Raw genomic sequence first — 25812 nt, 5'->3', positions numbered from 1 at the left:
ATATTTCTATGCCCCAATGATCCCACGCCGGATATCCGACAGTTCGCACCGATCTTGCGACGCTTGTGCAGGTCAGCGCCGCGCGGGCCGCCGGAGCAACCCCGCGCGGGAGACCGCGCCCGGTGACTCAGCCGCCCCGGCCGATGATGGTGTCGGCGGTCTGCTGGACCTGGTCGATCGGGATGGCGAAGCCGATGCCGATCGACCCGTTGCCGTCGATGGTGGCGATCGCCGTGTTCACGCCGACGACCTCACCGCGCGCGTTCACCAGCGGCCCACCGGAGTTGCCCGGGTTGATGGAGGCGTCGGTCTGCACCGCGGTGTGCCGGCCGTTGCCGATCCGTACCTGCCGGTTGAGCGCACTGACGATGCCCGCGGTGACCGTCCCGGCGAGCCCGAGCGGCGACCCGACCGCGAGCACCGGCTCCCCCACCCGCGTCGAGTTCGCCTTGGCGAGCGGCAACGGCGGCAACCCGGCCGACGCGGGCACCTTCAGCACAGCCAGGTCGCTCGCCGGTTCCCGCCCCACCACCTCGGCCGGGAACCGCCGCCCGTCCGAGGTCTCCACAGTCACCGCGCCGGCACCGCCCCGGGCCAGGATGTGGTCGTTGGTGACGATGTGCTGTTCGTTGTCGATGGCGAACCCGGAGCCGGACGCGGACGCGCCGGAGCGGCCCCCGACCATCACCGACACCACCCCGGGCACCGTCTTGCCGGCGGCGGTGACCAGCTCGGCCGGCACCGGCGCGGCGGACGCGGCCGTCGGTCCCGGCGCGCCCCGGTCGGCCGCCCAGGTGCCGGCCGCCGCGCCGGAGACGGTGGAGAGCGCCACCACCGCCGCCACGCTCAGCAGCCGGTGCCGTAGGCTCCGCCGCCCGGCCTCCGGCCCGCCCCCGGATACGTCCCGGTGGCCGCGCCCGTCCGGGTCCAGCTCCGGCGAGACGAACCACGGTCCGCGTGGCTCGCCGAGTCCGGTCTGCACTGCCATGCCTGGCTCCTCACGTGTCGTGCGGTAGTGGTGTGCGGGTCAGGGCAGCCGGGAGAACCACCGCAGCGAGCCGGCCGCGGCGCCCATCGCCAGGACCAGCCCGAGGCCGATGAAGCGGGCCGAGATGTCCTGCCGCTCGGTGCGGTAGCCGACCGAGGTGCCGATGTCCTCGTAGACGTCCTTCAGTTCGGCGGTGGTGGACGCCTCGTGGAAGCCGCCGCCGGTCTGCTCGGCGACCGCCCGCAGCGTCTGGCCGTCCACCGGCACCTGGATCGCCCGGCCGCCCCGGTCGACCGAACCGCCGGGCGTGCCGAAGGAGATGGTGTGCACCGGCACCTTCGCGGCGACCGCCTGGTCGGCGGCCTCCATCGGGTCCATGCCGGAGGTGTTCGCGCCGTCGGAGAGGATGATGATCCGGGCCGGCGGCGGGTCCTTGGCGGCGGTGGCGTCCAGGCTCTTGACCGCGCCGAGCGAGGTGCTGATCGCCTCGCCGATAGCGGTGCCCTGCACGCCGGTGATGCCCTCGGCCAGCCGCCCGATCCCGTCGTGCAGCGCCTCCCGGTCGGTGCTCGGCGGCACCAGCACGGCCGCGCTGCCGGCGAACGCGACGAGACCGACGTTGAACTCGTCGGGCAGCCCGTCGACGAACCGCCGGCCCGCCTCCTTGGCCGCGGTCAGCCGGTCCGGGTCCACGTCACCGGCGAGCATCGAGGTGGAGACGTCCACCGCGACCATCACTGTGGCCCGCTCCCGGGGCACCCGCACCTCCGCCTCGGGCCGGGCGAACCCGACCACGAGCAACGCCAGCATGGCCAGGAACAGGCCCGCCGGGACGTGCCGCCGCCAGGCCGGACGGCGCGGGGCGACCCGGTCGAGCAGGCGCAGGTTGGTGAAGCGCACCGCGTACCGGCTCTGCCGCCGTTGCAGCACCAGGTAGCCGGCGACCAGCGCGACGACGGCGAGCAGCAGCCAGAGGCGGCCGGGTGACTGCCAGGTCATGCGACACCTCCGCGGGCCGCGGCCGGAACGGTGGCCAGCCGGCGCTGCTCGTGCACGTACCGGACGACGTCCGCGCACCAGTCCCGGTCGGTGCGCAGGGCCAGGTGGGTGGCGCCGGCCCGGCGCAGCGTGCGGCGTACCTGGTCGCGCTGCTCGGCGGCGGCGCGCGCGTACCGCTCGCGCAGGCCCGGGTCGCCGGTCCACACCTCGCGGTGCCGGCCGCTCTCCGGGTCGACCAGCGTGATCAGGCCGACGTCCGGCAGTTCCAGCTCGCGCGGGTCGGTCACCTCGACGGCGAGCACCTGGTGCCGTACCGCGAGGCGGCGCAGCGCCGCGGCCCACGGCGGCGGCGCGGTGTCCGGGTCGTCGGGCAGTTCGTCGAGGAAGTCGGAGACGATCACCACGAGCCCGCGCCGGGTGGCGACGCGCTGGAGGCCGTCCAGCCCGTCGACCAGGCCCGGCACCGCGTCCCGAGGGCGCGCGCCGGCCGCGCCCGCGCCGTCGGAGTCCGGCAGGCCGCCGGTACGCGGGGCGCCGAGCAGCGCGCGGAGCAGCCCGAGCAGATGGATACGTCCGCTGCGGGCCGGGAACCGGCGCAACCCGTCCGGGGTGAGCACCTGGGCGCCGAGCCGGTTGCCGACTCCGGCGGTGAGGAAGCCGACCGCCGCCACGGCGGCCACCGCCAGTTCCCGTTTGTCCAGCGTGGACGTGCCGTACTCCATGCTGGGGCTGGCGTCGACGAGCAGCCAGGTGGTCAGTTCCCGGTCCGCGTCGACCTCGCGGACGTGCGGGACGGTGGTCCGGGCGGTGACCGCCCAGTCCATCCGGCGTACCTCGTCCTCGCCGGGGCGGTACTCCCGGCTGCCGGCCGCCTCGCTGCCGGGTCCGGGCAGCAGGCCGCGGTACCGGCCGTGCAGCAGGCCGTCGAGCCGCCGGGTCACCGTCAGCTCCAGCCGGCGCAGCCGCTGGTCCGGGGCGAGATCGGCGAGCCCGGGTTCGGCTGCGCCGGTCATGCCGCCGCCAGGTCGTTCACCGTCTCCGTGGGCCCGTTGACCAGCCGGGGCGGCGGCACCGCCTCGATCACGCGGCGCACCACGTCCTCGCCGGAGATCCCGTCGGCGATCGCGTCGAAGGAGAGCACGAGCCGGTGCGCCAGCACGTCCACCGCCAGTTCCCGGATGTCCTCGGGGAGCACGTAGTCCCGGCCGTGGATGAGCGCCTGCGCGCGGGCGGCGGCCACCAGGCCGAGCGTGGCCCGGGGGCTGGCCCCGTACGCCAGCAGGGGCGCGACGTCGGGCAGGCCGAAGCGCCCCGGGTCGCGGGTGGCGAGGATGAGGCGGACCACGTACTCGGCGAGCGCGTGGTGGACGAAGACGTCGGTGGCGCGGCGCTGGAGATCGCGCAGCCGGTTCGGGTCGAGCACGGTACGCGCGGTGGGCCGCTCGGTGCTCATCCGGTAGAGGATGGCCAGCTCGTCGGCGTCGCTCGGGTAGTCGACCACGACCTTCATCAGGAAGCGGTCGCGTTGCGCCTCGGGGAGCTGGTAGACGCCCTCGGACTCGATCGGGTTCTGGGTGGCCAGGACCAGGAACGGGTCCGGCACCGGCCAGCTCCGGCCGGCGATGGAGACCTGCCGCTCGGCCATCGCCTCGAGCAGCGCCGACTGCACCTTGGCCGGGGCCCGGTTGATCTCGTCGGCGAGCACCAGGTTCGCCATGATCGGCCCCAGCTCCACGTCGAACTGTTCGGTGGAGGCGCGGTAGATGCGGGTGCCGACGATGTCGGAGGGAACCAGGTCGGGGGTGAACTGGATCCGGGAGAACGTGCCACCGACCACTGTGGCGAGCGTCTGGGCGGCCAGCGTCTTGGCCACCCCCGGTACGCCCTCCAGCAGGCAGTGCCCGTCGGCGACGAGGGCGGTGAGCAGGCGGTCGACGAGCCGATCCTGCCCGACGATCACGCGTTTGACCTCGACGAGGGTCTGTTCCAGCTCGACGCCGCTCGCGTCGGCGTCGACCGGGCTGAGCACGCTGGCCGGGGTGTCCGAGATGTCCGTCACGGTGCTTGCTTCCCGTGCCGGACCGGCGACAAACGTCGGATTATCGGCCCCTGGGCGGTGGTCGGCGGGCCGGACCGGCAGCTTCTCCCCAGCCGGGCGGGAACGGCACGAAGCGGCGCCGCACCGGCCGGACCGGCACGGAACACGACACCGGCCCCCGCCGGAGCGGGGGCCGGTGCGGTGCCGGACGGGTCAGTTGGCGATGACCAGGTGGAACGGCCGGTCCGAGGCGCTGCCCGAGGAGCTGCGCGTCTGCACGAAGACGGCGTTCGGGGTCAGCGTGCGGGGCGCCACCGACACCTCACCGGCCGGCGGCACGTTCGCCGTGTCGTTCGTGCCGATCGTCGCCACGTACGCCTTGGCGGACACGTTGTAGTCCAGCAGCACCTGGTACTGCCCGGGGGACACCCCGACGCCCGGGGCGAACCGGAACGAGGACACCACGTTGCCGGAGTGCTGCAGCAGCGTGCCGTTGGCCGCCACGACGGCCCAGGCGACCTGGCCGGCCGCCGGTGGGGCCAGGGTGGCGCGCATGGCGGTGCGGGCGGCCTGCCGCTCGGCGGCGGTCACCGGCGGCTGGGCCGTGGAGTGCCGGGCACCCGGCTGCGGCTGCGGCTTCGCCTCCGACTGGGCGGCCGCGGCGATCCCGCCACCGGCCAGGCTGAGCGACAGCGCGGCGAGCGCCACCACCGTCGCCTTTCGCTTCAAGAATGTGGCCATGAGTTCTCCCTTGGTAGACCGTGGTGATACGGCGACTGCGCGCGTCAAATTGCGGATCATCGGGTATCCGCCGGGAGCGCACCGCTCGTGAGCTGGCCTTACTACAGAGAGTCGCGACGTCTCAACCAGGTGGAACCTAGCACCGTAAAATGCGGGCGGTCAATAGCGGTATTGCGTGTCCGACCGATCCGCAAAGATGCCCGGAAATTGCGAGGAACAATTCACGAAATTGTTTCGGAGGGCATCGCACCGGCCCGGATCCGGGTAGCCTGACCGCCATGATCACCCTGCCGCGACCACCCCGGGCCGGCACCCGGGGCGGCCGCCCGGCCACCGTCGCGTGCTGGCTCGCCGTCGCGCCGGTCGCCGCGTGGGCACTGGTACGCCTGACCGGGCTGGAACGCGGCCCGCTGGTGCAGGCGGTCGCGTTCACGCCGTACGCCGCCGCCGTGGCCCCGGTCGTGGCGGTGGCGGCGCTCGCCCTGCGGCGCCGCGCCCCGGCGATGGTCGCGGTCCTGGCCGCGCTGACGCTGATCGGCGCGGTGGCGCCGCGCGCGATCCCCGGCGACCGGCCCGCCGCCGACGGCCCGGCGCTGCGGCTGCTCACCGCCAACCTGCGCCTCGGCTCGGCCGACCCGGCGGCGCTGGTGGACCTGGTCCGGACGCGGCGGGTCGACGTGCTCACGGTGCAGGAACTCACCCCGCCGCTGGCGGCCGAGCTGGACCGGCTCGGGCTGGCCACGCTGCTGCCGCACCGGTCGCTGACGCCCGAGGTCGGCTCGACCGGCTCCGGCGTGTACGCCCGGCACCCGCTGCGCGACACCGGTCACCGGCGCAACAAGGGCTTCTTCTTCGCCCAGGCGTACGCGACGGTGACCGTGCCCGGGGCGCCACCGGTGCGGGTGGAGTCGGCGCACCCGGCCGCGCCGTACGCCCCGCACGTGGTGCCGGACTGGTGGACCGACCAGCGCGCCCAGCCGCCTGCCACCCCGGACGGCGGGCTGAGCGTGCTGGCCGGGGACTTCAACGCCACGCTCGACCACGCGGCGCTGCGGGGCCTGATCGCCACCGGCTACACCGACGCGGCGGACGCGGCCGGAGCCGGATTCGGCGGCACCTGGGGACCCTACGACGGCGACCCGATCCCGCCGGTCACCATCGACCACGTCCTCGTCGACAGGCGCATCGCGGTGCGCGCCGCCGGCACCCACCCGGTGCCGGGCAGCGACCACCGCGCGCTGCTGGCCGAACTGCGCCTGCCGGCCGGCTGAGTCAGGCCGGGCTCCCGCCCGGCACCCGGGCCCGGTCCAGGCCGTAGGTGAGCGCGTCGACCAGGGCGTGCCAGCTCGCCTCGACCACGTTCGGGTGTACGCCCACAGTGGTCCAGTCGCGGCCGGCGCCGGCGGTCTCCACGAGGACGCGCGTGACAGCGCCGGTGCCGTGGCTGCCCTCCAGGATGCGCACCTTGTAGTCGGCCAGCTCGAAGTCGCGCAGCTCCGGGTAGTGCCGGGCCAGGCCCACCCGCAGCGCCTCGTCCAGCGCGTTGACCGGGCCGTTGCCCTCGGCGGTGGCGATCACCCGCTCGCCGCGTACCCGGATCTTCACCGTCGCCTCGGAGACCACCGCGCCGTCCTCGCGGTGCTCGACGATCACCCGGTACGACTCCAGGGCGAACGGCCGGGCCGGCGCGGCATCCGGCAGCTCGGAGCGGACCAGCAGCTCGAACGAGGCGTCGGCGGCCTCGAACGACCAGCCGTCGGCCTCCAGCTCCTTGACCCGCCCGGTGACCCGGGACAGGGCGTCCGGATGGCCGGCCAGGTCCAGACCGAGCTCGCGGCTCTTGAGCTCGATGCTGGCCCGGCCGGCCATCTCGGTCACCAGGATCCGCATGTCGTTGCCCACCACAGCGGGTTCCACGTGGTTGTAGAGCAACGGGTCGACCTTGATCGCGCTCGCGTGCAGCCCTGCCTTGTGAGCGAAGGCGGCGGCCCCGACGTAGGCCTGGTGGGTGTCGGGGGCGATGTTGGCGATCTCGGAGATGGCGTGCGAGACCCGCACCATCTGTTCCAGGCAGCCCTCCGGTAGGACGGGCATGCCCAGCTTGAGCTGGAGGTTGGCGACGATCGCGAAGATGTCGGCGTTGCCGGGGCGCTCGCCGTACCCGTTGGCGGTGCCCTGCACGTGCCGGACACCCGCCTCGACCGCGGCGATGGTGTTGGCGACCGCGCAGGCGGTGTCGTTCTGCGCGTGCATGCCGAGCCGTTCCGGCGCGATGCCGGTCCGCGCCACCAGTTGCTCGACCACGGCGGTGACCTGGGAGGGAAGCATGCCGCCGTTGGTGTCGCAGAGCACAAACCGCTCGGCGCCGGCGGCCAGCGCGGTCTCCGCCACGGCGGCGGTGTAGCCCGGGTCGAACCGGAACCCGTCGAAGCAGTGCTCCCCGTCGACGAAGACGCGCCGCCCCTGCGCCACCAGGTACGACACGGTGTCGCGGATCATGGCGAGGTTCTCCTCGGCGGTGGTGCGCAGCGCGCGCTCCACGTGCCGCAGGTCCGCCTTGGCGACCAGGGCCACGGCCGGGGTCTGGGCGTCGAGCAGGCCGCGCACCTGCGGGTCGTCCTCGACCGCGAGGCCGGCCTTGCGGGTGGCCCCGAAGGCGACCAGGATCGCGTGCCGCAGCTCCAGCTCGGTGCGGGCGCGGCGGAAGAACTCGGTGTCCTTGGGCACCGCGCCCGGCCAGCCGCCCTCGATGAAGCCGACTCCGAGGTCGTCGAGCAGGCGGGCCACCGCCAGCTTGTCGACCACCGAGTACGTGAGCCCTTCGCGCTGCGCGCCGTCGCGCAGCGTCGTGTCGTACACCTGGAACGTCATCGGAGTCCTCTTCTCGTGCCCTGGGGAGCAAACAAAAAGACCCCCCGCGGATGCGGGAGGTCTGCGCGCTCGGCGAGGGAAGGGCCGGCGCGCTAGCTGCTAATGATCAGGACGAAGCTGGTCACGGCCCGTACTCTGCCACCTCGCCCCCGGTTTTGGGAGGCGAAACCCATATTCCGGGACGACGGCCGCCCTGGTGATCGTCTTCACACCGGGACACCGCCACCACGAGCGCAAACGGGACTACGGAAGAATCTTGAACAGATCCAGTTACTGGCCCGGCGGTGCTGCCGGGTCACGCTCAAGGAGGACCCGTGCTCACTGTCGGTGACCACTTCCCCGAGTACGAACTCACCGCCTGCGTGTCGCTCGACGCCGACAAGGCGTTCGAGACGATCAACCACAAGTCCCACGAGGGCCAGTGGCGCGTCGTGTTCTTCTGGCCGAAGGACTTCACCTTCGTCTGCCCCACCGAGATCGCCGAGTTCGGCCGTCTCAACGGCGAGTTCGCGGACCGGGACGCCCAGGTGCTCGGCGTCTCCGTCGACAACGAGTTCGTCCACTACGCCTGGCGCAAGGACCACCCGGACCTGCGCGAGCTGCCCTTCCCGATGCTCAGCGACATCAAGCGCGAGCTGACCTCCGCCTGCGGCGTCCTGGGCGAGGACGGTGTCGCCCAGCGGGCCACCTTCATCGTGGACCCGAACAACGAGATCCAGTTCGTCATGGTGACCGCCGGTTCGGTCGGCCGCAACGTCTCCGAGGTGCTGCGGGTGCTCGACGCGCTCCAGACCGACGAGCTGTGCCCGTGCAACTGGAACAAGGGCGGCGCGACGCTCGACGCCAACGCGCTCCTCGCCGGCGCCGGGGCCTGACCATGGGTCTCGACGCGATCAAGGCGGGCCTGCCCGAGTACGCCAAGGACATCCGGCTCAACCTCGGCTCCACCATCACCACCTCGACGCTGAAGCCGGAGCAGGCGTGGGGCACCGCCCTGGCCTGCGCGGTGGCGGCCCGCAACCCGGTGGTGCTGCGGGAGATCGCCGCCGAGGCGGCCGGTCACCTCACGCCCGAGGCGGTCGCGGCGGCCAAGGGCGCGGCGGCGGTCATGGCGATGAACAACGTCTACTACCGGGCCAAGCACCTGATCGGCGACGAGCAGTACGCGTCGCTGCCGGCCCGGCTGCGGATGCAGATCATCGCCCGTCCCGGCGTGGAGAAGACCGACTTCGAGCTGTGGTGCCTCGCCGTCTCGGCGATCACCGGCTGCGGCGTCTGCCTGGAGTCGCACGAGAAGACGCTGCGCGCGGCCGGGTTCAGCCGTGAGCAGGTGCACGAGGGGCTGCGGATCGCCGCCGTCGTCCACGCCGCCGCGGTGACCCTGGACGCGGAGGCCGCACTGGCCTGATCCACCGGCCCGCACGTGCCCGACCGGCACCGCGCGGGCCGACGACCCGAGGGGCTGGCGTCACCACCGTGGCGCTGGCCCCTCGGCGTCGGCGGGCCGGCCGCCGGCGGGTTGGTGCCCGGACAGGGTGGGTAACCCTCCCGACTGACGACGGCGCCGCGACGGCCGCGGCCCTGGGACGGGAGGCGGCACATGGACGGACTGGACCCGCGCGCCACGCACGGCGGCACCGAGCCGATCCTCGACGACGGCCGGGGCACGGTCGCCGGGGGCGCCCCGGCGGGCGCCTTCGACCCGTGGCGCTACCGCGACGAGGCGGGTGTGGCGAGCGCCGACCTGACCGGCTACAAGGTCGAGGCCACCGACGGCGCCATCGGCAAGATCGACCGGGCGAGCCACGAGGTGGACGACAGCTACCTGGTCGTGGACACCGGGCCGTGGATCTTCGGCAAGAAGGTGATGCTCCCGGCCGGGACCGTGAACCACGTCGACCACGACGCCCGCACCGTGCACGTCGACCGGGAGAAGGACCAGATCAAGGCCGCCCCGGAGTACGACGAGTCCAGCCACGCCGAACCGGGCTACCGGGACCGGCTGGGCGGCTACTACGGCGAGAACCACTCGGCGCTGCCGCCGGACGTGCCGCCGCGCGCCTGACATCCCGGCGACGGCCGGCGGGGACGGACGAACGCCCCGCCGGCCGTTACCGTGTCGGATGTGGACGCCCCGCAGAGCCCCTTCCCCGCCCTGTTCAACTTCCGCGACGTCGGCGGATACGCCGCTCGGGACGGGCGCACCGTCCGCCGCGGCCGGCTCTACCGCTCCGACTCGCTGCACCGCATCGACGAGACCGACCGGAGCGCGTTCACCGCGCTCGGCATCCGTACCGTCATCGACCTGCGCCGGCCGTCCGAGGTGGAACGCGACGGGCGGGTGCCCGACTACGACGGGCTGACCTACCGGCACATCCACCCCGAGCACGCCGACTGGGGCGCGAACCGGTTCGACGCCTCCGGCGTCAGCCTGGCCCGCTACCTGGCCGACCGGTACGCCGACCTGGCGCGTACCGGCACCGCCGGGCTCGCCGAGGCGGTGGGGTTGATCGCGGACAGCGCCAACGCCCCGGTGGTGGTGCACTGCGTCGCCGGCAAGGACCGCACCGGCATCGTCTGCGCACTCACGCTCTCCGTACTCGGGGTGCCCGACGAGGACGTGGTAGCCGACTACGCGCTCAGCACCGCCGCGTCGCGGCGCTTCACCGAGTGGGTCCGGGCCACGCTGCCGGACGCGGAGGAACCACCGCCGCCGTTCCTGGAGTCACCGGCCGAGGCGATGGAGTTGTTCCTCGCCGAGTTGCGCGGCGGCTACGGCTCGGTCGAGGGCTACCTGACCCACGCCGGCGTCACCGAGGCGCAGGTGGAGTCCCTCCGCACCCACCTCCTGGACTGACCCGCCCCGCCGTGATCGAGGAGCGAACCCCTCGATCACCGCGAAGGCCGTCAGAGGACGCGGGTGACCCAGCCGTGCGGGTCGGCGGCGCGGCCGCGCTGGATGTCGACGAGCTTCTGCCGCAACGCCATCGTGGCCCGGCCCGGCTCGCCGCCGCCGATGAGGAACTCGCCGTCGGGGAAGCGCACGCCGCCGATCGGGGTGATCACGGCGGCGGTGCCGCAGGCGAACACCTCGCGCAGCCGGCCGCTCGCCGCGTCGGCCCGCCAGTCGTCGAAGCTGACCGGCGCCTCCCGCACCTCGTGCCCGGCCTCGGCGGCGAGGGTGAGGATCGCGTCGCGGGTGATGCCCGGCAGGATCGTGCCGCCCAGCGGCGGGGTGACGATGCTGCCGTCGTCGTAGACGAAGAAGACGTTCATGCCGCCCAGCTCGTCGACGTACCGCCGCTGCACCGCGTCCAGGAACACCACCTGGTCGCAGCCGGCCTCGATCGCCTCGGCCTGGGCGGCGAGCGAGGCGGCGTAGTTGCCGCCGCACTTGGCCGCGCCGGTGCCGCCGGGCGCGGCCCGGGTGTAGTCCGGCGAGACCCAGACCGTCACCGGCTTCACGCCACCGGCGAAGTACGCGCCGGCCGGCGAGGCGATCACGCAGTAGAGGTATTCGTTGGCCGGGCGGACGCCGAGGAAGACCTCGCTGGCGAACATGAACGGCCGCAGGTAGAGGCTGGCGTCCTCGTGCTCCGGGATCCACGCCTGGTCGACCTCGACCAGCCGGCGCAGCGACTCCACGAACGTCGCCTCCGGCAGCTCCGGCATGGCCAGCCGGCGCGCCGACGCGGCGAACCGGGCCGCGTTGGCCTCCGGGCGGAACATCGTCACCGCGTCACCGGTGCGGTACGCCTTCAGCCCCTCGAAGATCTCCTGCGCGTAGTGCAGCACCGCCGCGGCCGGGTCCATCGGGATCGGCGCGCGCGCCTCCAGGCGGGCGTCGTACCAGCCCTTGCCCTCGGCGTAGCGGATCGTGACCATGTGATCGGTGAAGACCCGGCCGAAGCCGGGGTTCGCCAGCAGGGCGGCCCGGTCGGCGGCGGATACCGGCGCGGGATTCGGACGGATCTCGAAATCGAGCATGTCACCACCGCTCATCGCGCTGACCTCCCTGCGGGTTGACGGCATGCGGGATCGCACGCCGACGTCACTGGTGCCAGAAAACTTACCCCGAACGGTCGTTCAGCGGATAGCTCCGCCCGGCGGAGACGACGCGCCGGACGGTCGGGGTGGCCCGGTGACGGGTCTGGCGGCCCGGTACCGGGCCGCCAGCAGGGTCGGCCCGGTCAGGCTACGGCGTACGCGGCGAGCCGGTCGCCGACCTCCTCGGTGCGCAGCGGCGTCCCCGGCGTACGGGCGGCCAGCTCGGCGCCGACCGCGGCGGTGACCCGGGCGGCGGCGTCGGGGTGGCCGAGCTGGTCGAGCAGCAGCGCGGCGGACAGCACCGCGGCGACCGGGTCGGCGACGCCCTGGCCGGCGATGTCCGGCGCCGAGCCGTGCACCGGCTCGAACATCGACGGGTAACGCCCCTCGGGGTTGATGCAGCCGCTGGCCGCGAGCCCGATGCCACCGGTCACGGCGGCGGCGATGTCAGTGAGGATGTCGCCGAACAGGTTGTCGGTGACCACCACGTCGTATCGCGACGGGTTCGTCACCAGGAACATCGCGGCGGCGTCGATGTGCTGGTATTCGGTGGTCACGTCCGGGTGCTCGGCGGCCACCGCGGCGAAGGCGCGCGCCCACAGCGACCCGGCGTGGGTGAGCACGTTCGTCTTGTGCACGAGCGTGACCTTGCGCCGCTCCCGGCGGCCGGCCCGGGCGAACGCGTCACGGATCACCCGCTCGACGCCGTGCCGGGTGTTCAGGCTCTCCTCGGTGGCCACCTCGGCCGGGGTGTCCCGGTGCAGCGTGCCGCCGGCGCCCGCGTACAGCCCTTCGGTGCCCTCGCGGACCACCACGAGGTCGACCTCGCCGGGCTTGACCGCCGCCAGCGGACCGGCCACGCCGGGCCAGAGCCGGGACGGGCGCAGGTTGACGTACTGGTCGAAGGCGAACCGGAGCTTGAGCAGCAGGCCGCGCTCCAGCACACCCGGCGGCACGGTGGGGTCGCCCACCGCGCCGAGCAGGATGGCGTCGTGGCCGGCCAGCTCGTCGAGGACGGAGTCGGGCAGCACCTCGCCGGTGCGGTGGTAGCGTGCCGCGCCCAGGTCGTACTCGGTGGCCTCGATCCCGGGCACCACCGCGTCGAGGACCTTGCGGGCCTGCGCGACCACCTCGGGTCCGATGCCGTCGCCGGCCACCACCGCGATGTGTGCCACCTGGCGCTCCTCGTCTCGTCGTTAGGCGCAACCGTACGTCGCCGTCCCGGCCCCCGGTACGAATCTTCCATCATCCGGGACGGCGAATCACAGGAGGCTCCCAGCCGACACTCATGCTGCGGTCATCTCCACTGCTTAGGGTCGGATTCACCGGGTCGACGGGGGCCCGGAATCCGGCACCGCCGCGACACGGCGGCGACCACCGAGGGGGCAGGTGTCATGCGGATCGAGCACCGGCGGGCCCACTGGGCGGACGAACAACCACGTACCCGCTGGGTCGACCAGTCCGCCTTCCGCCCGCTCCGGCCGGACCTGCACCTGGGTGCCACGAAACACCGCGTCGAGCGGGCCGGCACCTCCGCGTCCGGGCGGATCAGCGTCCGGCACACCGTCACCACCTCGACCGCCGACTACACCATGCTGCTCAACGCGCCGGAGTGGTTCGGCCACCGCGCGGTCAGCGAGGCGCTGCGCGACGCCGTCGCCGAGCTGCGCGCCGTCGACCTCACCTACGGCCCGAACCGGCCGGACAGCCTCGTCTCCCGGTTGCGCCGCGACGAGATCAGCCCCGACTCGTACCCCCCGCTGGCCGACCTGATCGACCTCTGCGCCGCGATGCGGGCGGCGACCGACGGCTGGTTCGACGCCTGGGCGGTGCCCGGCGGCTTCGACCCGGGCGGCCTGCTCGGCGGCTGGGCGGTGGAGCGGGCCGCGGCGCGGTTGCGCGCCGCCGGCATCCACGACTACGCCGTGCTCAGCGGCGCCGACCTGACGGTACGCGGACACGCCGCCCACGGCGGCCCCTGGCGCGTCGCCGTGCACCACCCCACCGACACCCGCCGGACACCTGTCGTGCTGGAGATGACGACGGGCGCGGTCGGCACCTCGGGCGTCACCGGCCGGCGCGGGCACGTCGTCGACCCGCACACCGGCGAGCCGACCGACCGGCTCGTGGCCGCCACCGTGCTCGGCCCGAACCTCGCCGTCGCCGACGCCTACGCCACCGCCCTGTACGCCGCCGGACCGGCCGGGCTGGCCTGGTTCCGCCACGACACGGACTACCGCCCGCTGTTCGCGCACCACCGGCGCTGAGTCGCCGTCCGCCCGCACGACACCGGCCGGGAGCGCGATCGGCCCCCACGGTCTCGGCAACGACCGTGAGGGCCGGTCAGCGACGAGTGCGCGTGGCTCGCGCAATCGAGGGGTGCGGGCCGAGGGGCCGGGCGCCCGACCGCGCCACCCGAAGACGGGCCGGGGATCGACTCAGCGGAAACCGCATCGGTACGCTAGCGAATCGACGCAACTCGACGCAAGAGTCTCCACAGCGGACGCCGGGTGAACGATGTCGGCAATCAGCGGTGAACGCACGGTGGGGCAGAGGTGACGGGCCGGGCGCGGGATGGCACGCTGTCCGCCGTGAGTTTCGATCTGAGCGTGTGGGCCCTGCCGAACGGGGCGACACCGGAGCAGGTGCGGGCGGCCGTGCAGCAGTGCCGCGAGGGCCGTCACGGCGAGCAGCACCCCGACCCGCGACTCGTCGCCTTCTACCGGGCGATCACGGCGAGCTATCCGGACCGCCCGGCCCGGCCGGGTACGCCGTGGGAGGCGCCGCTGCACACAGCGGCCGACCACATCGAGATGAACCTGAACCCGGCCTGCCCCGATCAGGTCCTGCTGGACGTCGAGCGGCTGGCCGGCGAGCACGACCTGATGCTCTTCGACGCGCAGGACGGCTCGGTCTACCCGCCACCGGCCCGCGTCCGTTCCTGACCCACCGGGACGACGAAGGGCCCGGCCGCATCCGGCCGGGCCCCGATGTGTCCTGTTCGGACTACACGTCGCGCAGGTCGGCCGCGCTGGCCGCGACCGCGCCGATCGAGTCGGCGGCGGAGGTGAGCAGGTCGGCGCCGAGCGCCTGGTCGACGGTGAGCGTCATCAGCGTCTCGCCACCGGCCTCGCGGCGGGCCACCTGCATGGCCGCGATGTTGACGCCCGCCTCGCCGAGCAGCGTGCCGACGGTGCCGACCACGCCGGGCCGGTCGGCGTAGCGCAGGAAGACCAGGATGCCCTCCGCGCCGATCTCCACGTCGAAACCGTCCACCTCGGTCAGCTTGAACACGTCGCGGGTGGCGGTGTGCGCCACGGTGCCGGAGACGCGGACGGTACGCCCGTCCGGCAGCGCCCCGCGCACGGTCACCAGGTTCGGGTGGTCGACGGTCTCGCCCGGCGTGGCCAGCGTGACCTCGACGCCCCGCTCGGCGGCCAGGTGCGGCGCGTTGACGTAGGTGACCTGCTCCTCCACCACGGAGCTGAACAGGCCCTTGGTCGCGGCGAGCTTGAGCACCGACACGTCGTGGGCGGCGATCTCGCCGCGCACCTCGACGGTGACGCTGGCGGCCACCCCGCCGGCCAGGGCGGTGAACGCCCGGCCCAGCCGCTCGGCCAGCGGCAGCAGCGGGCGGACGTCCTCGGCGACCACACCGCCGGCCTGCACGTTCACCGCGTCCGGGACGAACTCGCCCTGGAGCGCGAGCTTGACGCTCTTGGCCACCGCGAGACCGGCCTTGTCCTGCGCCTCGTTGGTGGAGGCGCCCAGGTGCGGGGTGGCCACCACGTTGTCGAAGGCGAACAGCGGCGAGGAGGTGCACGGCTCCTTGGCGTACACGTCGACACCGGCGCCGGCGACCCGGCCCTCCGCGATCGCGTCGGCGAGCGCCTGCTCGTCGACCAGGCCGCCGCGGGCGGCGTTGACGATCCGGACGCCCGGCTTGACGATCGCCAGTTCCTTCTCGCCGATCAGGCCGACCGTCTCCGGCGTCTTCGGCAGGTGGATCGAGATGAAGTCGCTCTCCCGCAGCAGCTCCTCCAGCCCGACCAGGCGGACGCCGAGCTGGGCGGCGCGGGCCGGCTGGATGTACGGGTCGTACGCGATCAGCCGGGTGCCGAACGCGGCGATGCGCTGCGCGAAGAGCACGCCGATGCGGCCGAGGCCGACCACGCCCACGGTCTTGCCCTGGATCTCGACGCCGGTGTACTTGGACCGCTTCCACTCCCCCGCCTTGAGCGCGGCACTGGCGCTGGCGGTGTTGCGGGCGACCGCGAGCAGCAGCGCGACGGCCTGCTCGGCGGCGGAGACGATGTTCGAGGTGGGCGCGTTGACGACCATGACGCCGCGGGCGGTGGCGGCCGGCACCTCGACGTTGTCCAGGCCGACGCCGGCCCGGGCGACCACCTTCAGCCGCGGCGCGGCGGCGATCGCCTCGGCGTCGATCTGGGTGGCGCTGCGTACGATCACCGCGTCGGCCTCGGAGAGGGCGGAGAGCAGAGCGGGGCGGTCGGTGCCGTCCACGTGGCGCACGTCGAAGTCGTGCGCGAGCACCTCGATGGCGGCGGGGGCGAGTTCTTCGGCGATCAGTACGACAGGATTCATCGGTCCTCGTAGACGCTCGGTAATGGTTCGGCCTGGGGCGCCGGGACGCCGCGCTGCGCCCTGCGCCGATCCGTGCCACGGCCGTCGGGTGCGCTCGGGCACCACACCAAGGATGGTAGGTGCCTGCCCGCTCTCCGGGTCCCGGACTGCGGGGTGAGCGCCCTCACACAGGTCCGTCGCACGCCTGTCATCCCCCGTTCACCGGGGGCGGTGCGGGACGAGGCGTTACTCACCGTGTCCCAGCACGTGAACGAACGGCGGCCCGCGGCCCGACGCCGGGGAGAGCGTCGGGTCGCGGGCCGCGCGAGGGAGAAGCTCAGGCGGTCTCGGTGATCGGCCGGTCGACCCAGCTCATCATGGCGCGCAGCTTCTGCCCGGTCTCCTCGATCGGGTGCGCCGCGCCCTCGGCCCGCCACTTGGCGAAGTTCGGCCGGCCGGCCTCGTCCTCGGCCACCCACTCGCGGGCGAACTCGCCGGACTGGATCTCGCCGAGGATCTTGCGCATCTCGTCCTTGACCCGCGAGTCGATGACGCGCGGGCCACGGGACAGGTCGCCGTACTCGGCGGTGTCGGAGATGCTGTAGCGCATCCGGGCGATGCCGCCCTCGTACATCAGGTCGACGATCAGCTTCAGCTCGTGCAGGCACTCGAAGTAGGCCACCTCGGGCGCGTAGCCGGCCTCGGTGAGCACCTCGAAACCGGTCTGCACCAGCGCCGCCGCGCCACCGCACAGCACCGCCTGCTCGCCGAACAGGTCGGTCTCGGTCTCCTCGGTGAACGTGGTCCGGATCGCGCCGGCCCGGGTACCGCCGATCGCCTTGGCGTACGCCAGCGCGAGGCCGAACGCGTTACCGCTGGCGTCCTGCTCGACCGCGACCAGGCAGGGCACGCCCTTGCCGTCGACGTACTGGCGGCGGACCAGGTGACCGGGGCCCTTCGGGGCGACCATCGCCACGTCCACGTCGGCCGGGGGCTTGATCAGGCCGTACCGGATGTTGAAGCCGTGCCCGAAGAACAGCGCCTTGCCCGCGGCCAGGTTCGGCGCGATGGCCTCGGCGTAGAGACCACGCTGGGCGGTGTCCGGCGCCAGGATCATGATCACGTCGGCCTCGGCCGCCGCCTCGGCCGGGGTGAGCACCCGCAGGCCCTGCTCCTCGGCCTTCGGCCGGCTCTTCGAGCCGGCGGGCAGGCCGATCACCACGTCGACGCCGGAGTCGCGCAGCGACAGCGCGTGCGCGTGGCCCTGGCTGCCGTACCCGATCACGGCGACCTTGCGGCCCTGGATCAGGCCCAGGTCGGCGTCGTCGTCGTAGAACACCTCAACGCTCATTGACTTCCCTTTCGTACGGCGGTGCCCGTCGGCCCGTCGAAAAACTTGTGGGTACGGATCAGGCGGCGCGCAGGGCCGGGCCGGCGGTGATGGCCCGCGAACCCCGCCCGATCGCCACGGTGCCGGACTGGACCATCTCCTTGATGCCGAACGGCTCCAGGTCGCGCAGCAGCGCGTCGAGCTTGTCCGGCGTGCCGGTCGCCTCGATGGTCAGCGTGTCCGGCGCGACGTCGACCACCCGGGCGCGGAACAGGCCGACCGTCTCCAGCACCTGGGCGCGGGCCGCGCGGTCCGCGCGGACCTTGACCAGCAGCAGTTCGCGCGCCACCGACACCTGCGGGTCCAGTTCCACGATCTTGAGGACGTTGACCAGCTTGTTGAGCTGCTTGGTCACCTGCTCCAGCGGCGAGGACTCGGCGTTGACCACGATGGTGATGCGGGAGACGTCCGGGTTCTCGGTCTCGCCCACGGCGAGGCTGTCGATGTTGAACCCGCGCCGGGAGAACAGCCCGGAGACCCGGGCCAGGACACCCGGCTTGTTCTCCACCAGCACGGACAGCGTGTGCATAGTCATTGCTGAGCCTTCCTTGTCATGCCCTCATGGCCCTCGCTGCGCTCGGTGCATTCGGTCATGACCTAGAGTTCGTCCTCGTCGAACGCGGGGCGCACACCCCTGGCGAACATGATCTCGTCGTTGCTGGTGCCGGCGGCGACCATCGGCCAGACCATCGCGTCCTTGCCGACCACGAAGTCGATGACCACAGGCGCGTCGTTGATCGCCATGGCCGCCTCGATGGTCTTGTCCACGTCGGCCGCGTTCTCGCAGCGCAGACCGACGCAGCCGAGCGCCTCGGCGAGCTTGACGAAGTCCGGGATGCGGTGCTTGTGGGTGCCCAGCTCGGTGTTGGAGTAGCGCTCCCCGTAGAACAGGGTCTGCCACTGCCGCACCATGCCGAGGTTGCCGTTGTTGATCACGGCGACCTTGATCGGGATGCCCTCCAGCGCGCAGGTCGCCAGCTCCTGGTTGGTCATCTGGAAGCAGCCGTCGCCGTCGACCGCCCACACCGTGGTGTCCGGCTTGCCGACCTTGGCGCCCATCGCGGCCGGGACGGCGTAGCCCATCGTGCCCAGGCCGCCGGAGTTGAGCCAGGTGTGCGGCTTCTCGTACGAGATGAACTGGCTGGCCCACATCTGGTGCTGGCCGACGCCCGCCACGTAGACCGCGTCCGGGCCGGCGATCTCGCCCATCCGCTTGATCACGTACTGCGGGGAGAGCGTGCCGTCGGCCGGCTCCTCGAAGCCGAGCGGGTAGCGCTCGCGCAGGTCGTCGAGCTGGGCCCACCAGTCGGTCAGGTCCACCGACGGGTGCGCGGCCTGCTCGGCGGTGACCGCCGCGATCAGCTCGTCGATCACGTGCCGCGCGTCGCCCACGATCGGGACGTCGGCGTGCCGGTTCTTGCCGATCTCGGCCGGGTCGATGTCGGCGTGCACCACTGCCGCGTCCGGCGCGAACGAGTCCAGCTTGCCGGTCACCCGGTCGTCGAAGCGGGCACCGAGCGCCACGATCAGGTCGGCCTTCTGCAGCCCGTAGACCGCCGCGACGGTGCCGTGCATGCCGGGCATGCCCAGGTGCTGGCGGTGCGAGTCGGGGAACGCGCCGAGCGCCATCAGCGTGGTGACCACCGGGATGCCGGTCTGCTCGGCCAGCTTGCGCAGCCCCTCGGTGGCACCGGCCTTGAGCACGCCGCCGCCGACGTAGAGGACCGGACGACGGGCGCCGGTCATCAGCCGGGCCGCCTCGCGGATCTGCTTGCCGTGCGGGTGCAGCGTCGGCCGGTAGCCGGGCAGGTCGAGCGTGGGCGGCCAGGAGAAGGTCGCCGGCGCCTGGAGCACGTCCTTCGGGATGTCGACGAGCACCGGGCCGGGGCGGCCGGTCGCGGCCAGGTGGAACGCCTCGGCCAGCACGCGGGGGATCTCGTCGGCGGTCTGCACCAGGAAGTTGTGCTTGGTGATCGGCAGCGTGATGCCCTGGATGTCCGCCTCCTGGAAGGCGTCGGTGCCGATCGACGGCCGGGCCACCTGCCCGGTGATCGCCACCATCGGGACCGAGTCCATGTACGCGTCGGCGATCGGGGTCACCAGGTTCGTCGCGCCCGGGCCGGAGGTGGCGATACACACGCCGACCCGGCCGGTGGCCTGCGCGTAGCCGGTGGCCGCGTGCCCGGCGCCCTGCTCGTGGCGGACCAGGATGTGCCGGACCGTGGAGTCGTAGAGCGGGTCGTAGGCGGGCAGGATCGCACCACCCGGAATGCCGAAGACCACGTCGACGCCGAGCGCCTCCAGCGACCGCACGAGCGAACCGGCGCCCGAGACCTGCGCGGTGGCGGGCTCCCGTACGGGCGTCTCGGTGGTGGCGGCCGCCGGGACGGTACGGCCGGGGCGGGCGGCGGGGTCGGAGTCACCGGCCGCGCCGGTGCCGGAGCGGGCACGGCGGGCGGAGTGGGCGAGGGTCTCTGGCGTGGGTCTCGTCATGGCGGTTCAAGCCTTCGGAAGTGAGTGGGTGACGCGCTTCTCAGGATGGGACGGCGAGGTCCCGGCGATGGTCCGACGGCAACAAAAAAGCCCACGTGCAGGATGCACGGGGCCAGCGCACTCTCGGTGGGAGAGTGCGCTCAGGTAAGTACTCGCGGCGACCGGTTCGACGACATGCGGCTAAGCCTGACGCATCTCACGCGATGAGTCAACTGATCCCACATTTTGGTTCACGGACGTGGGCGTGTCGGTCACCGGCAGCCCTTCCGCGACCGGTGCCACCTGCGAAGATCCCTCCATCGGGGGACGCTGCGCGGGCACCGCGGCGGGCGGATTGTTGCGCAGCCTCGGCAGCAGCGGCGACGGGGCGCGGGCCGGCGCGGGCGGCGGCGCCGGCGGCATCGCGGTGTGCCGGTTGCCCGGCGCGGTGGCCGCCTCCAGCATCGCCTCCAGGTGCTCGGCCGGTACGCCCCAGCCGAACAGCGCCCCCTGGCCGAACCGGCACCCGGCGGCCACCACCGCGGCCAGCTCGGTGGGGTTGGTGACGCCCTCGGCGATCACCTCCAGCCCGAGCTGGTGGCCCAGGCGCATGACGATGTCGACCATCGGGGCGAACGCCGGGCCGTCCCGCCCGATCGGCCGGACCGGCTCGTGCTCGGCGACCAGACTGTGGTCGATCTTGAGGATGTCGATCGGCAGCCGCCGGAGCTGGCCGAGCGACGAGTAGCCGGCGCCGAAGTCGTCCAGCGCGATCCGCACGCCGGTCAGCCGCAGCGCGGTGAGCCGCCGGATCAGCTCGTCCAGGTCGGTGGCGACCGCGTGCTCGGTCACCTCCAGCACCAGCCGCTGCGGCGGCACGTGGTGCGCGCGCAGCGCGTCGGCGACCTGGACCACGTACTCCGGGGCGTGCAGCTCGCGCGGCGACACGTTCACCGACACCCAGACGTCGTGCCCGTCGGCCAGCCAGCGGGAGAGCTGGAAGCAGGCCTGGTGCAGCACCCACGCGCCGAGCTTGGCGATCATCCCGCACTCCTCGGCGAGCGGGATGAACTCGTCCGGCCGGACGTTGCCCAGCTCCGGGTGCCGCCAGCGCAGCAGCGCCTCCGCGCCGACCGGCCGCACCGACGGCAGCGAGGCCACCGGCTGGAAGACCAGCCGCAGCTCGTCGCGCTCGATCGCGCCGCGCAGCTCGTGCTCCATCCGGGTACGCCGGCTCAGCAACTGGTCGTACGTGGCGTCGTAGCGCTCGATCCGGTTCTTGCCCCGCTGCTTGGCGTACCGCAGGGCCAGGTCGGCGTTGCGCAGCAGCAGCTCGACGTCCTGCTCCCGCTGCCCGGCGGCCACCCCGATGCTCACCGACAGGAAGACCGGCCCGTCCCCCTGCTCGTACGGGCGGCCGAGCACCCCGAGCAGGCGGTCGGCGACCGGGCCGGGGTCGGCCGAACCGTGCATCAGCACCGCGAACTCGTCGCCGCCGAGCCGGGCGGCCAGGTCGCCCGGGCGCAGGTTGCCCCGCAGCCGCCGCCCCACCTCGATCAGCACCGCGTCGCCGACGTCGTGCCCGCGCATGTCGTTGACGTTCTTGAAGCCGTCGAGGTCGAGCCCGAGCAGCACGCACGGCACGCCCGCCTCGGCGCTGCGGTGCAGGGCACGCAGCAGCCCGCGCCGGTTCGCCAGCCCGGTCAGCGGGTCGGTGTGCGCCAGCTCGCGGAAGTGCGCCTCGCGCTCGGCGAGCCGGATCGCGTAGCCGCGGACGTCGTTCAGGGCCAGATATTGCCGGGTCACCAGGGCGAACCCCTCGACCGTGCCGGCCACGATCGCGTACCCGTCGAACCCGCCGCCCTGCACCAGGTGGTACATCGCGGAGGCGGCCATCGCGAACATCGGCACGAAGGCGTACTCGCCGTCGCGGCGGATGAAGTCGACGTCGAGCTGCGTCAGGTCGGCGCGGCGCCCGGCCACGGCGGTGGCCATCAGCCCGGCGGCGGTCAGCACCGCGCCGGTGAGCACCATGCCCGGGCCGGCCTGGCAGAGCCCGGCGGACACGGCCAGCCCGCCGGCCGTCACCGCTGTCGCGCCGGCCGCGAGCAGCGTCAGCCACCCGCGCGGCGGCGCGACCCGCAGCACGACGATCACGGTGAGCCCGGTGGTGAGCGCCGCGCTGACGGTGGCCAGCACGATCGGCAGGCAGGCGACGGGGGTGGCGTCGCCGAGCAGCCGCGTCGGCTCGCTGAACGCCACCCAGCCGACGAACCAGAGGGCGCTGCCCATGATCAGGCCGTCGAGCAGCAGCCGGGCGGTGGCCGCCCGGGACGCGGCGGCGCCGGGCAGCCGCAGCACCGCGGCGCCGAGGCCGAGCGCGGCGAGCGTCGTGCCGACGGCGACCAGGACCGCCCATCCGGTCCGCTGGCCCTGCCGGTGCGCCCAGTGGTCACCGGCGGCCAGCAGACCGCCGAGACCGACCAGGAGGCTGAACAGGGCGGCCCCGGCGGCGACCGCGAGCAGCAGGTGCGCCGGCCGGCGGGGGCCGGTGCGGCGCCGCACCGACGCGGCGAGCAGCACGGCGGCACCGGCCGCGGCGATCCCGCTCAACACCGCGACGGTGACCATCCCCGGGGACGACTGCACGCGTCAACTCTGCCGGATGAGCGCCTCCCGTGGGGCACCGGGTGTGCAACTGTTGGGACACAGGGTGCGCGCGGCGGGGTCGCCGCGCGGATGGTGTCAGACTGGGTGTCATGCCTGAGCTGCGGTCGAGGACCTCCACCCACGGTCGGACGATGGCCGGCGCCCGGGCCCTCTGGCGGGCCACCGGGATGACCGACGACGACTTCGGCAAGCCGATCGTCGCCATCGCGAACAGTTTCACCCAGTTCGTACCCGGTCACGTCCACCTCAAGGACCTCGGCGGCCTGGTCGCCGACGCGGTGGCCGAGGCCGGCGGCGTCGGCCGGGAGTTCAACACGATCGCCGTGGACGACGGCATCGCCATGGGCCACGGCGGCATGCTCTACTCGCTGCCCAGCCGGGAGCTGATCGCCGACGCGGTGGAGTACATGGTCAACGCGCACTGCGCGGACGCCCTGGTCTGCATCTCCAACTGCGACAAGATCACCCCGGGGATGCTGCTGGCCGCGCTGCGGCTCAACATCCCCACCGTCTTCGTCTCCGGCGGCCCGATGGAGGCCGGCAAGACGGTGGCGATCGAGGGCGTGGTGCACTCCAAGATCGACCTGATCGACGCCATGATCGCCTCCTCGAACGAGGCGGTCACCGACGACCAGCTCGGCGAGATCGAGCGCTCCGCGTGCCCGACCTGCGGCTCCTGCTCCGGCATGTTCACCGCCAACTCGATGAACTGCCTCACCGAGGCGATCGGCCTGGCGCTGCCCGGCAACGGGTCGACGCTCGCCACCCACGCCGCGCGGCGGTCGCTGTTCGTCGAGGCCGGACGCACCGTCGTCGAAATCGCCAAGCAGTGGTACGAGAACGACGACGCCTCGGTGCTGCCGCGCTCGATCGCCGGCCGGGAGGCGTTCGAGAACGCGATCGCCCTCGACGTGGCGATGGGCGGCTCCACGAACACCGTGCTGCACCTGCTCGCCGCCGCCCGCGAGGCGGAGCTGGACTTCGGCGTCGCCGACATCGACGCGATCTCCCGCCGCGTGCCGTGCCTGGCCAAGGTCGCGCCGAACTCCCCGAACTACCACATGGAGGACGTGCACCGGGCGGGCGGCATCCCGGCCATCCTCGGTGAGCTGGACCGCGCCGGTCTGCTGCACCGCGACGTGCGCGCGGTGCACTCCTCCAGCCTCGACAAGTGGCTGGCCGACTGGGACGTGCGCGGCGGCGCGGCCCGGCCGGAGGCGGTCGAGCTGTTCCACGCCGCGCCGGGCGGCGTGCGCACCACCGAACCATTCTCCACCACCAACCGCTGGTCGTCGCTGGACACCGACGCCGCCGGCGGCTGCATCAGGGACCGGGAGCACGCGTACAGCGCGGACGGCGGCCTGGCCATCCTGCACGGCAACCTCGCGCCGGCCGGCTGCGTGGTGAAGACCGCCGGCGTGCCCGAGGAGTGCCTGACGTTCCGCGGCCCGGCCAAGGTCTACGAGTCGCAGGACGACGCGGTGACCGCGATCCTCGCCAAGGAGATCGTCGCCGGGGACGTGGTGGTGATCCGCTACGAGGGTCCGAAGGGCGGCCCCGGCATGCAGGAGATGCTCTACCCCACCTCGTTCCTCAAGGGCCGTGGGCTGGGCCGCTCCTGCGCGCTGCTGACCGACGGCCGGTTCTCCGGCGGCACCTCCGGCCTGTCCATCGGGCACGTCTCGCCAGAGGCGGCCTCGGGCGGGCTGATCGCGCTGGTCCGCGACGGCGACGAGATCGTCATCGACATCCCGGGCCGGTCGATCGAGCTGAACGTGCCCGCCGACGAACTGGAGGCGCGCCGGGTGGCCGAGGAGAAGCGGGACCGCCCATACACCCCCGTCGACCGGCAGCGTCCGGTGTCGGCGGCGCTGCGGGCGTACGCGTCGATGGCGACCTCGGCCAGCGACGGCGCCTACCGCCGCGTCTCGGAGTGAGCACCGCGGGGCCCTGCGACGGGGCCCCGCGCCACGCCCGTCGTCGGTAGGGTCCGGCGGCGTGGAGACGACGGTAAGTTTCGCGCGACTGGTCCGGCCCGCGATCGACCGGGTGTACGTGGGCGCCCGCTGGGGAGCCCGCGCCCGGATGGAGGCGTTCTACGCCGAGCGGGGCTGCACGCTCGGCGCGGAGAACAGCTTCTTCTCCGGTGTGCTGGCCCGGCCGATGCCCGCCGAGGCACTTGCCGACGGCCTGATCTACACCTCCGGCAGCATGGACGAGGAGCTGGCGCAGGGCGTCGTCGTCCGGGACGCCGAGGGCGCCTGGCACCTCACCGACCTGGGGCGCGAGCTGACGCTGTTCGCCCAGCGGGCCACCGGTGAGGCCGCCGAGGAACTGTGGTCGACGCTGCCCGGAGTGCTGCCCGGCCTGAGCATCGTGCCCCGCCTCGCCGAGCTGGTCGGCCGGGTGCTGACGCACGCGCAGGCCACCGGCGGGCCGGTGTTCCGGGCGATGTCCCCGCCGTACGAGCCGGAGGGCGCCTCCCCCGCGCTGCTGCTGGTCACCCGGCTGGGCTCGCTGCGGCACCACCGCGCCGACGCGCACCGGGCCGCATGGCGGGCCGCCGGGCTGACCGCCGACGAGATCCGGACCCTGCCGGACGGGCCGGAGCGCGCGGCGATCGAGGCGGACACCGACCGCCGCGACGAGCCGGCGTACGCGGCGCTCACCGAGGCCGAGCGGTGGGAACTGCTGGCCGGCCTCGCCGCCCTCCCCGGCTAGCGCCCTGCGGCCTGCGCCGCCATCGGGTGGAACGCCATGGGTGTCTCCGGACCCGTTTGACACCCATGGCGTTCCCCTCACCGCTGGGTGGGGTCCTCCTCGGCCGGTGCGGTGCCGTCGATGGGCAGGCCGAACTCCGCGGGCGAGTTCTCGTCGGTGCCGTCCAGGTCCGCGTGCGGGTCCTCCGGGGTGACGTCGCCGGGGTCGGCGCCTCCGGCGTGCAGCTCGGACAGTTCAACCGGATCAGTCATGCCGTCCTGGTACCCGGCAGGTGCCGCCCGAACCCGCCGG

The 25812-nt window shown here is 73.3% G+C and carries 23 protein-coding genes; 9 read left to right on the top strand and 14 right to left on the bottom strand.

Translation table 11 applies throughout. The features are described 5' to 3' along the window. Positions 1-127: 127 nt before the first annotated feature. From CLT75_RS31450 to CLT75_RS31430, 5 genes are all read right to left on the bottom strand, one after another. Positions 128-988: a trypsin-like peptidase domain-containing protein gene (locus CLT75_RS31450; RefSeq protein ID WP_135243706.1), complete on the bottom strand. Its 861-nt coding sequence runs from the start codon at positions 986-988 to the stop codon at positions 128-130. A 39-nt stretch (positions 989-1027) separates the two neighbouring features. Beyond that, entirely contained in the window at positions 1028-1987 is a 960-nt protein-coding gene (locus tag CLT75_RS31445) for a VWA domain-containing protein (protein ID WP_135243705.1), read from the bottom strand. Then, positions 1984-3000: a DUF58 domain-containing protein gene (locus CLT75_RS31440; protein WP_135243704.1), complete on the bottom strand. Its 1017-nt coding sequence runs from the start codon at positions 2998-3000 to the stop codon at positions 1984-1986. Before CLT75_RS31440 ends, CLT75_RS31445 begins: the two co-directional genes overlap by 4 nt. Beyond that, positions 2997-4046: an AAA family ATPase gene (locus CLT75_RS31435; RefSeq protein WP_135243703.1), complete on the bottom strand. Its 1050-nt coding sequence runs from the start codon at positions 4044-4046 to the stop codon at positions 2997-2999. The genes CLT75_RS31440 and CLT75_RS31435 overlap by 4 nt, the downstream gene beginning before the upstream one ends. Before the next feature lie 192 nt (positions 4047-4238). Next, entirely contained in the window at positions 4239-4766 is a 528-nt protein-coding gene (locus tag CLT75_RS31430; protein WP_135243702.1) for a hypothetical protein, read from the bottom strand. Between the two features lie 278 nt (positions 4767-5044). On the opposite strand from CLT75_RS31430, the gene CLT75_RS31425 reads away from it, so the two are divergent. Next, positions 5045-6037 carry an endonuclease/exonuclease/phosphatase family protein gene (locus CLT75_RS31425; RefSeq protein ID WP_209310412.1) on the top strand — a complete coding sequence of 331 codons (993 nt, stop codon included), beginning with the start codon at positions 5045-5047 and terminating at the stop codon, positions 6035-6037. A gap of 1 nt (position 6038) precedes the next feature. On the opposite strand, the gene cimA is transcribed toward CLT75_RS31425, so the two are convergent. Next, positions 6039-7637: a citramalate synthase gene (cimA, locus tag CLT75_RS31420; protein ID WP_135243701.1), complete on the bottom strand. Its 1599-nt coding sequence runs from the start codon at positions 7635-7637 to the stop codon at positions 6039-6041. A 314-nt stretch (positions 7638-7951) separates the two neighbouring features. On the opposite strand from cimA, the gene CLT75_RS31415 reads away from it, so the two are divergent. From CLT75_RS31415 to CLT75_RS31400, 4 genes are all read left to right on the top strand, one after another. Beyond that, positions 7952-8512 (top strand): peroxiredoxin, encoded by a 561-nt coding sequence (locus tag CLT75_RS31415; RefSeq protein ID WP_135243700.1) that lies wholly within the window; start codon positions 7952-7954, stop codon positions 8510-8512. Between the two features lie 2 nt (positions 8513-8514). Then, positions 8515-9045, top strand: coding sequence for an alkylhydroperoxidase, AhpD family (gene ahpD, locus CLT75_RS31410; protein ID WP_104113885.1), 531 nt, complete (start codon positions 8515-8517; stop codon positions 9043-9045). A gap of 192 nt (positions 9046-9237) precedes the next feature. Then, the gene (locus tag CLT75_RS31405; RefSeq protein ID WP_013284512.1) at positions 9238-9702 is read left to right on the top strand and encodes a hypothetical protein; all 465 of its coding nucleotides are present in this window, start codon (positions 9238-9240) and stop codon (positions 9700-9702) included. 51 nt (positions 9703-9753) lie between these two features. After that, a complete protein-coding gene (locus CLT75_RS31400) occupies positions 9754-10494 on the top strand; it encodes a tyrosine-protein phosphatase (protein ID WP_135243699.1) in 741 nt (246 codons plus the stop codon). A gap of 50 nt (positions 10495-10544) precedes the next feature. Here the strand turns inward: CLT75_RS31400 and CLT75_RS31395 are convergent, their stop codons facing one another. After that, on the bottom strand, positions 10545-11639 hold the full coding sequence (locus CLT75_RS31395; RefSeq protein WP_135243698.1) for a branched-chain amino acid aminotransferase: 1095 nt from the start codon (positions 11637-11639) through the stop codon (positions 10545-10547). A gap of 188 nt (positions 11640-11827) precedes the next feature. Next, entirely contained in the window at positions 11828-12859 is a 1032-nt protein-coding gene (locus CLT75_RS31390) for a 3-isopropylmalate dehydrogenase (RefSeq protein ID WP_135243697.1), read from the bottom strand. A 219-nt stretch (positions 12860-13078) separates the two neighbouring features. On the opposite strand from CLT75_RS31390, the gene CLT75_RS31385 reads away from it, so the two are divergent. Then, a complete protein-coding gene (locus CLT75_RS31385) occupies positions 13079-13951 on the top strand; it encodes an FAD:protein FMN transferase (protein ID WP_135243696.1) in 873 nt (290 codons plus the stop codon). 324 nt (positions 13952-14275) lie between these two features. Continuing rightward, the gene (locus CLT75_RS31380) at positions 14276-14629 is read left to right on the top strand and encodes a hypothetical protein (RefSeq protein WP_030270079.1); all 354 of its coding nucleotides are present in this window, start codon (positions 14276-14278) and stop codon (positions 14627-14629) included. Positions 14630-14690: 61 nt separating this feature from the next. Here the strand turns inward: CLT75_RS31380 and serA are convergent, their stop codons facing one another. From serA to CLT75_RS31355, 5 genes are all read right to left on the bottom strand, one after another. Next, on the bottom strand, positions 14691-16289 hold the full coding sequence (gene serA / locus CLT75_RS31375; RefSeq protein ID WP_135243695.1) for a phosphoglycerate dehydrogenase: 1599 nt from the start codon (positions 16287-16289) through the stop codon (positions 14691-14693). Between the two features lie 316 nt (positions 16290-16605). Further along, positions 16606-17619 (bottom strand): ketol-acid reductoisomerase, encoded by a 1014-nt coding sequence (gene ilvC, locus CLT75_RS31370; protein WP_135243694.1) that lies wholly within the window; start codon positions 17617-17619, stop codon positions 16606-16608. Between the two features lie 58 nt (positions 17620-17677). Continuing rightward, positions 17678-18193, bottom strand: a complete 516-nt coding sequence (ilvN, locus tag CLT75_RS31365; RefSeq protein ID WP_013284504.1) for an acetolactate synthase small subunit — start codon at positions 18191-18193, stop codon at positions 17678-17680. A gap of 62 nt (positions 18194-18255) precedes the next feature. Then, the gene (locus CLT75_RS31360; protein WP_135243693.1) at positions 18256-20151 is read right to left on the bottom strand and encodes an acetolactate synthase large subunit; all 1896 of its coding nucleotides are present in this window, start codon (positions 20149-20151) and stop codon (positions 18256-18258) included. A gap of 180 nt (positions 20152-20331) precedes the next feature. Beyond that, positions 20332-22779, bottom strand: a complete 2448-nt coding sequence (locus tag CLT75_RS31355; RefSeq protein WP_135243692.1) for a bifunctional diguanylate cyclase/phosphodiesterase — start codon at positions 22777-22779, stop codon at positions 20332-20334. A 110-nt stretch (positions 22780-22889) separates the two neighbouring features. Here CLT75_RS31355 and ilvD point away from each other — a divergent pair, with 110 nt between their 5' ends. Continuing rightward, the gene (ilvD, locus tag CLT75_RS31350) at positions 22890-24737 is read left to right on the top strand and encodes a dihydroxy-acid dehydratase (RefSeq protein WP_135243691.1); all 1848 of its coding nucleotides are present in this window, start codon (positions 22890-22892) and stop codon (positions 24735-24737) included. Between the two features lie 61 nt (positions 24738-24798). Next, on the top strand, positions 24799-25521 hold the full coding sequence (locus CLT75_RS31345; protein ID WP_135243690.1) for a hypothetical protein: 723 nt from the start codon (positions 24799-24801) through the stop codon (positions 25519-25521). A 77-nt stretch (positions 25522-25598) separates the two neighbouring features. Here the strand turns inward: CLT75_RS31345 and CLT75_RS32835 are convergent, their stop codons facing one another. Continuing rightward, positions 25599-25772 (bottom strand): hypothetical protein, encoded by a 174-nt coding sequence (locus CLT75_RS32835; RefSeq protein ID WP_167796990.1) that lies wholly within the window; start codon positions 25770-25772, stop codon positions 25599-25601. Positions 25773-25812 lie beyond the last annotated feature (40 nt).

Source organism: Micromonospora sp. CNZ285 (genome assembly GCF_004637285.1).
This window is presented reverse-complemented; position numbering and strand designations above follow the sequence as displayed.

Coding starts and splice junctions, on each gene's coding strand:
- CLT75_RS31450 (WP_135243706.1), bottom strand. CDS start 988: ATGGCAGTGCAGACCGGACTCGGCGAGCCACGCGGACCGTGGTTCGTC.
- CLT75_RS31445 (WP_135243705.1), bottom strand. CDS start 1,987: ATGACCTGGCAGTCACCCGGCCGCCTCTGGCTGCTGCTCGCCGTCGTC.
- CLT75_RS31440 (WP_135243704.1), bottom strand. CDS start 3,000: ATGACCGGCGCAGCCGAACCCGGGCTCGCCGATCTCGCCCCGGACCAG.
- CLT75_RS31430 (WP_135243702.1), bottom strand. CDS start 4,766: ATGGCCACATTCTTGAAGCGAAAGGCGACGGTGGTGGCGCTCGCCGCG.
- CLT75_RS31425 (WP_209310412.1), top strand. CDS start 5,045: ATGATCACCCTGCCGCGACCACCCCGGGCCGGCACCCGGGGCGGCCGC.
- cimA (WP_135243701.1), bottom strand. CDS start 7,637: ATGACGTTCCAGGTGTACGACACGACGCTGCGCGACGGCGCGCAGCGC.
- ahpD (WP_104113885.1), top strand. CDS start 8,515: ATGGGTCTCGACGCGATCAAGGCGGGCCTGCCCGAGTACGCCAAGGAC.
- CLT75_RS31405 (WP_013284512.1), top strand. CDS start 9,238: ATGGACGGACTGGACCCGCGCGCCACGCACGGCGGCACCGAGCCGATC.
- CLT75_RS31395 (WP_135243698.1), bottom strand. CDS start 11,639: ATGAGCGGTGGTGACATGCTCGATTTCGAGATCCGTCCGAATCCCGCG.
- CLT75_RS31385 (WP_135243696.1), top strand. CDS start 13,079: ATGCGGATCGAGCACCGGCGGGCCCACTGGGCGGACGAACAACCACGT.
- serA (WP_135243695.1), bottom strand. CDS start 16,289: ATGAATCCTGTCGTACTGATCGCCGAAGAACTCGCCCCCGCCGCCATC.
- ilvC (WP_135243694.1), bottom strand. CDS start 17,619: ATGAGCGTTGAGGTGTTCTACGACGACGACGCCGACCTGGGCCTGATC.
- ilvN (WP_013284504.1), bottom strand. CDS start 18,193: ATGACTATGCACACGCTGTCCGTGCTGGTGGAGAACAAGCCGGGTGTC.
- CLT75_RS31360 (WP_135243693.1), bottom strand. CDS start 20,151: ATGACGAGACCCACGCCAGAGACCCTCGCCCACTCCGCCCGCCGTGCC.
- ilvD (WP_135243691.1), top strand. CDS start 22,890: ATGCCTGAGCTGCGGTCGAGGACCTCCACCCACGGTCGGACGATGGCC.
- CLT75_RS32835 (WP_167796990.1), bottom strand. CDS start 25,772: ATGACTGATCCGGTTGAACTGTCCGAGCTGCACGCCGGAGGCGCCGAC.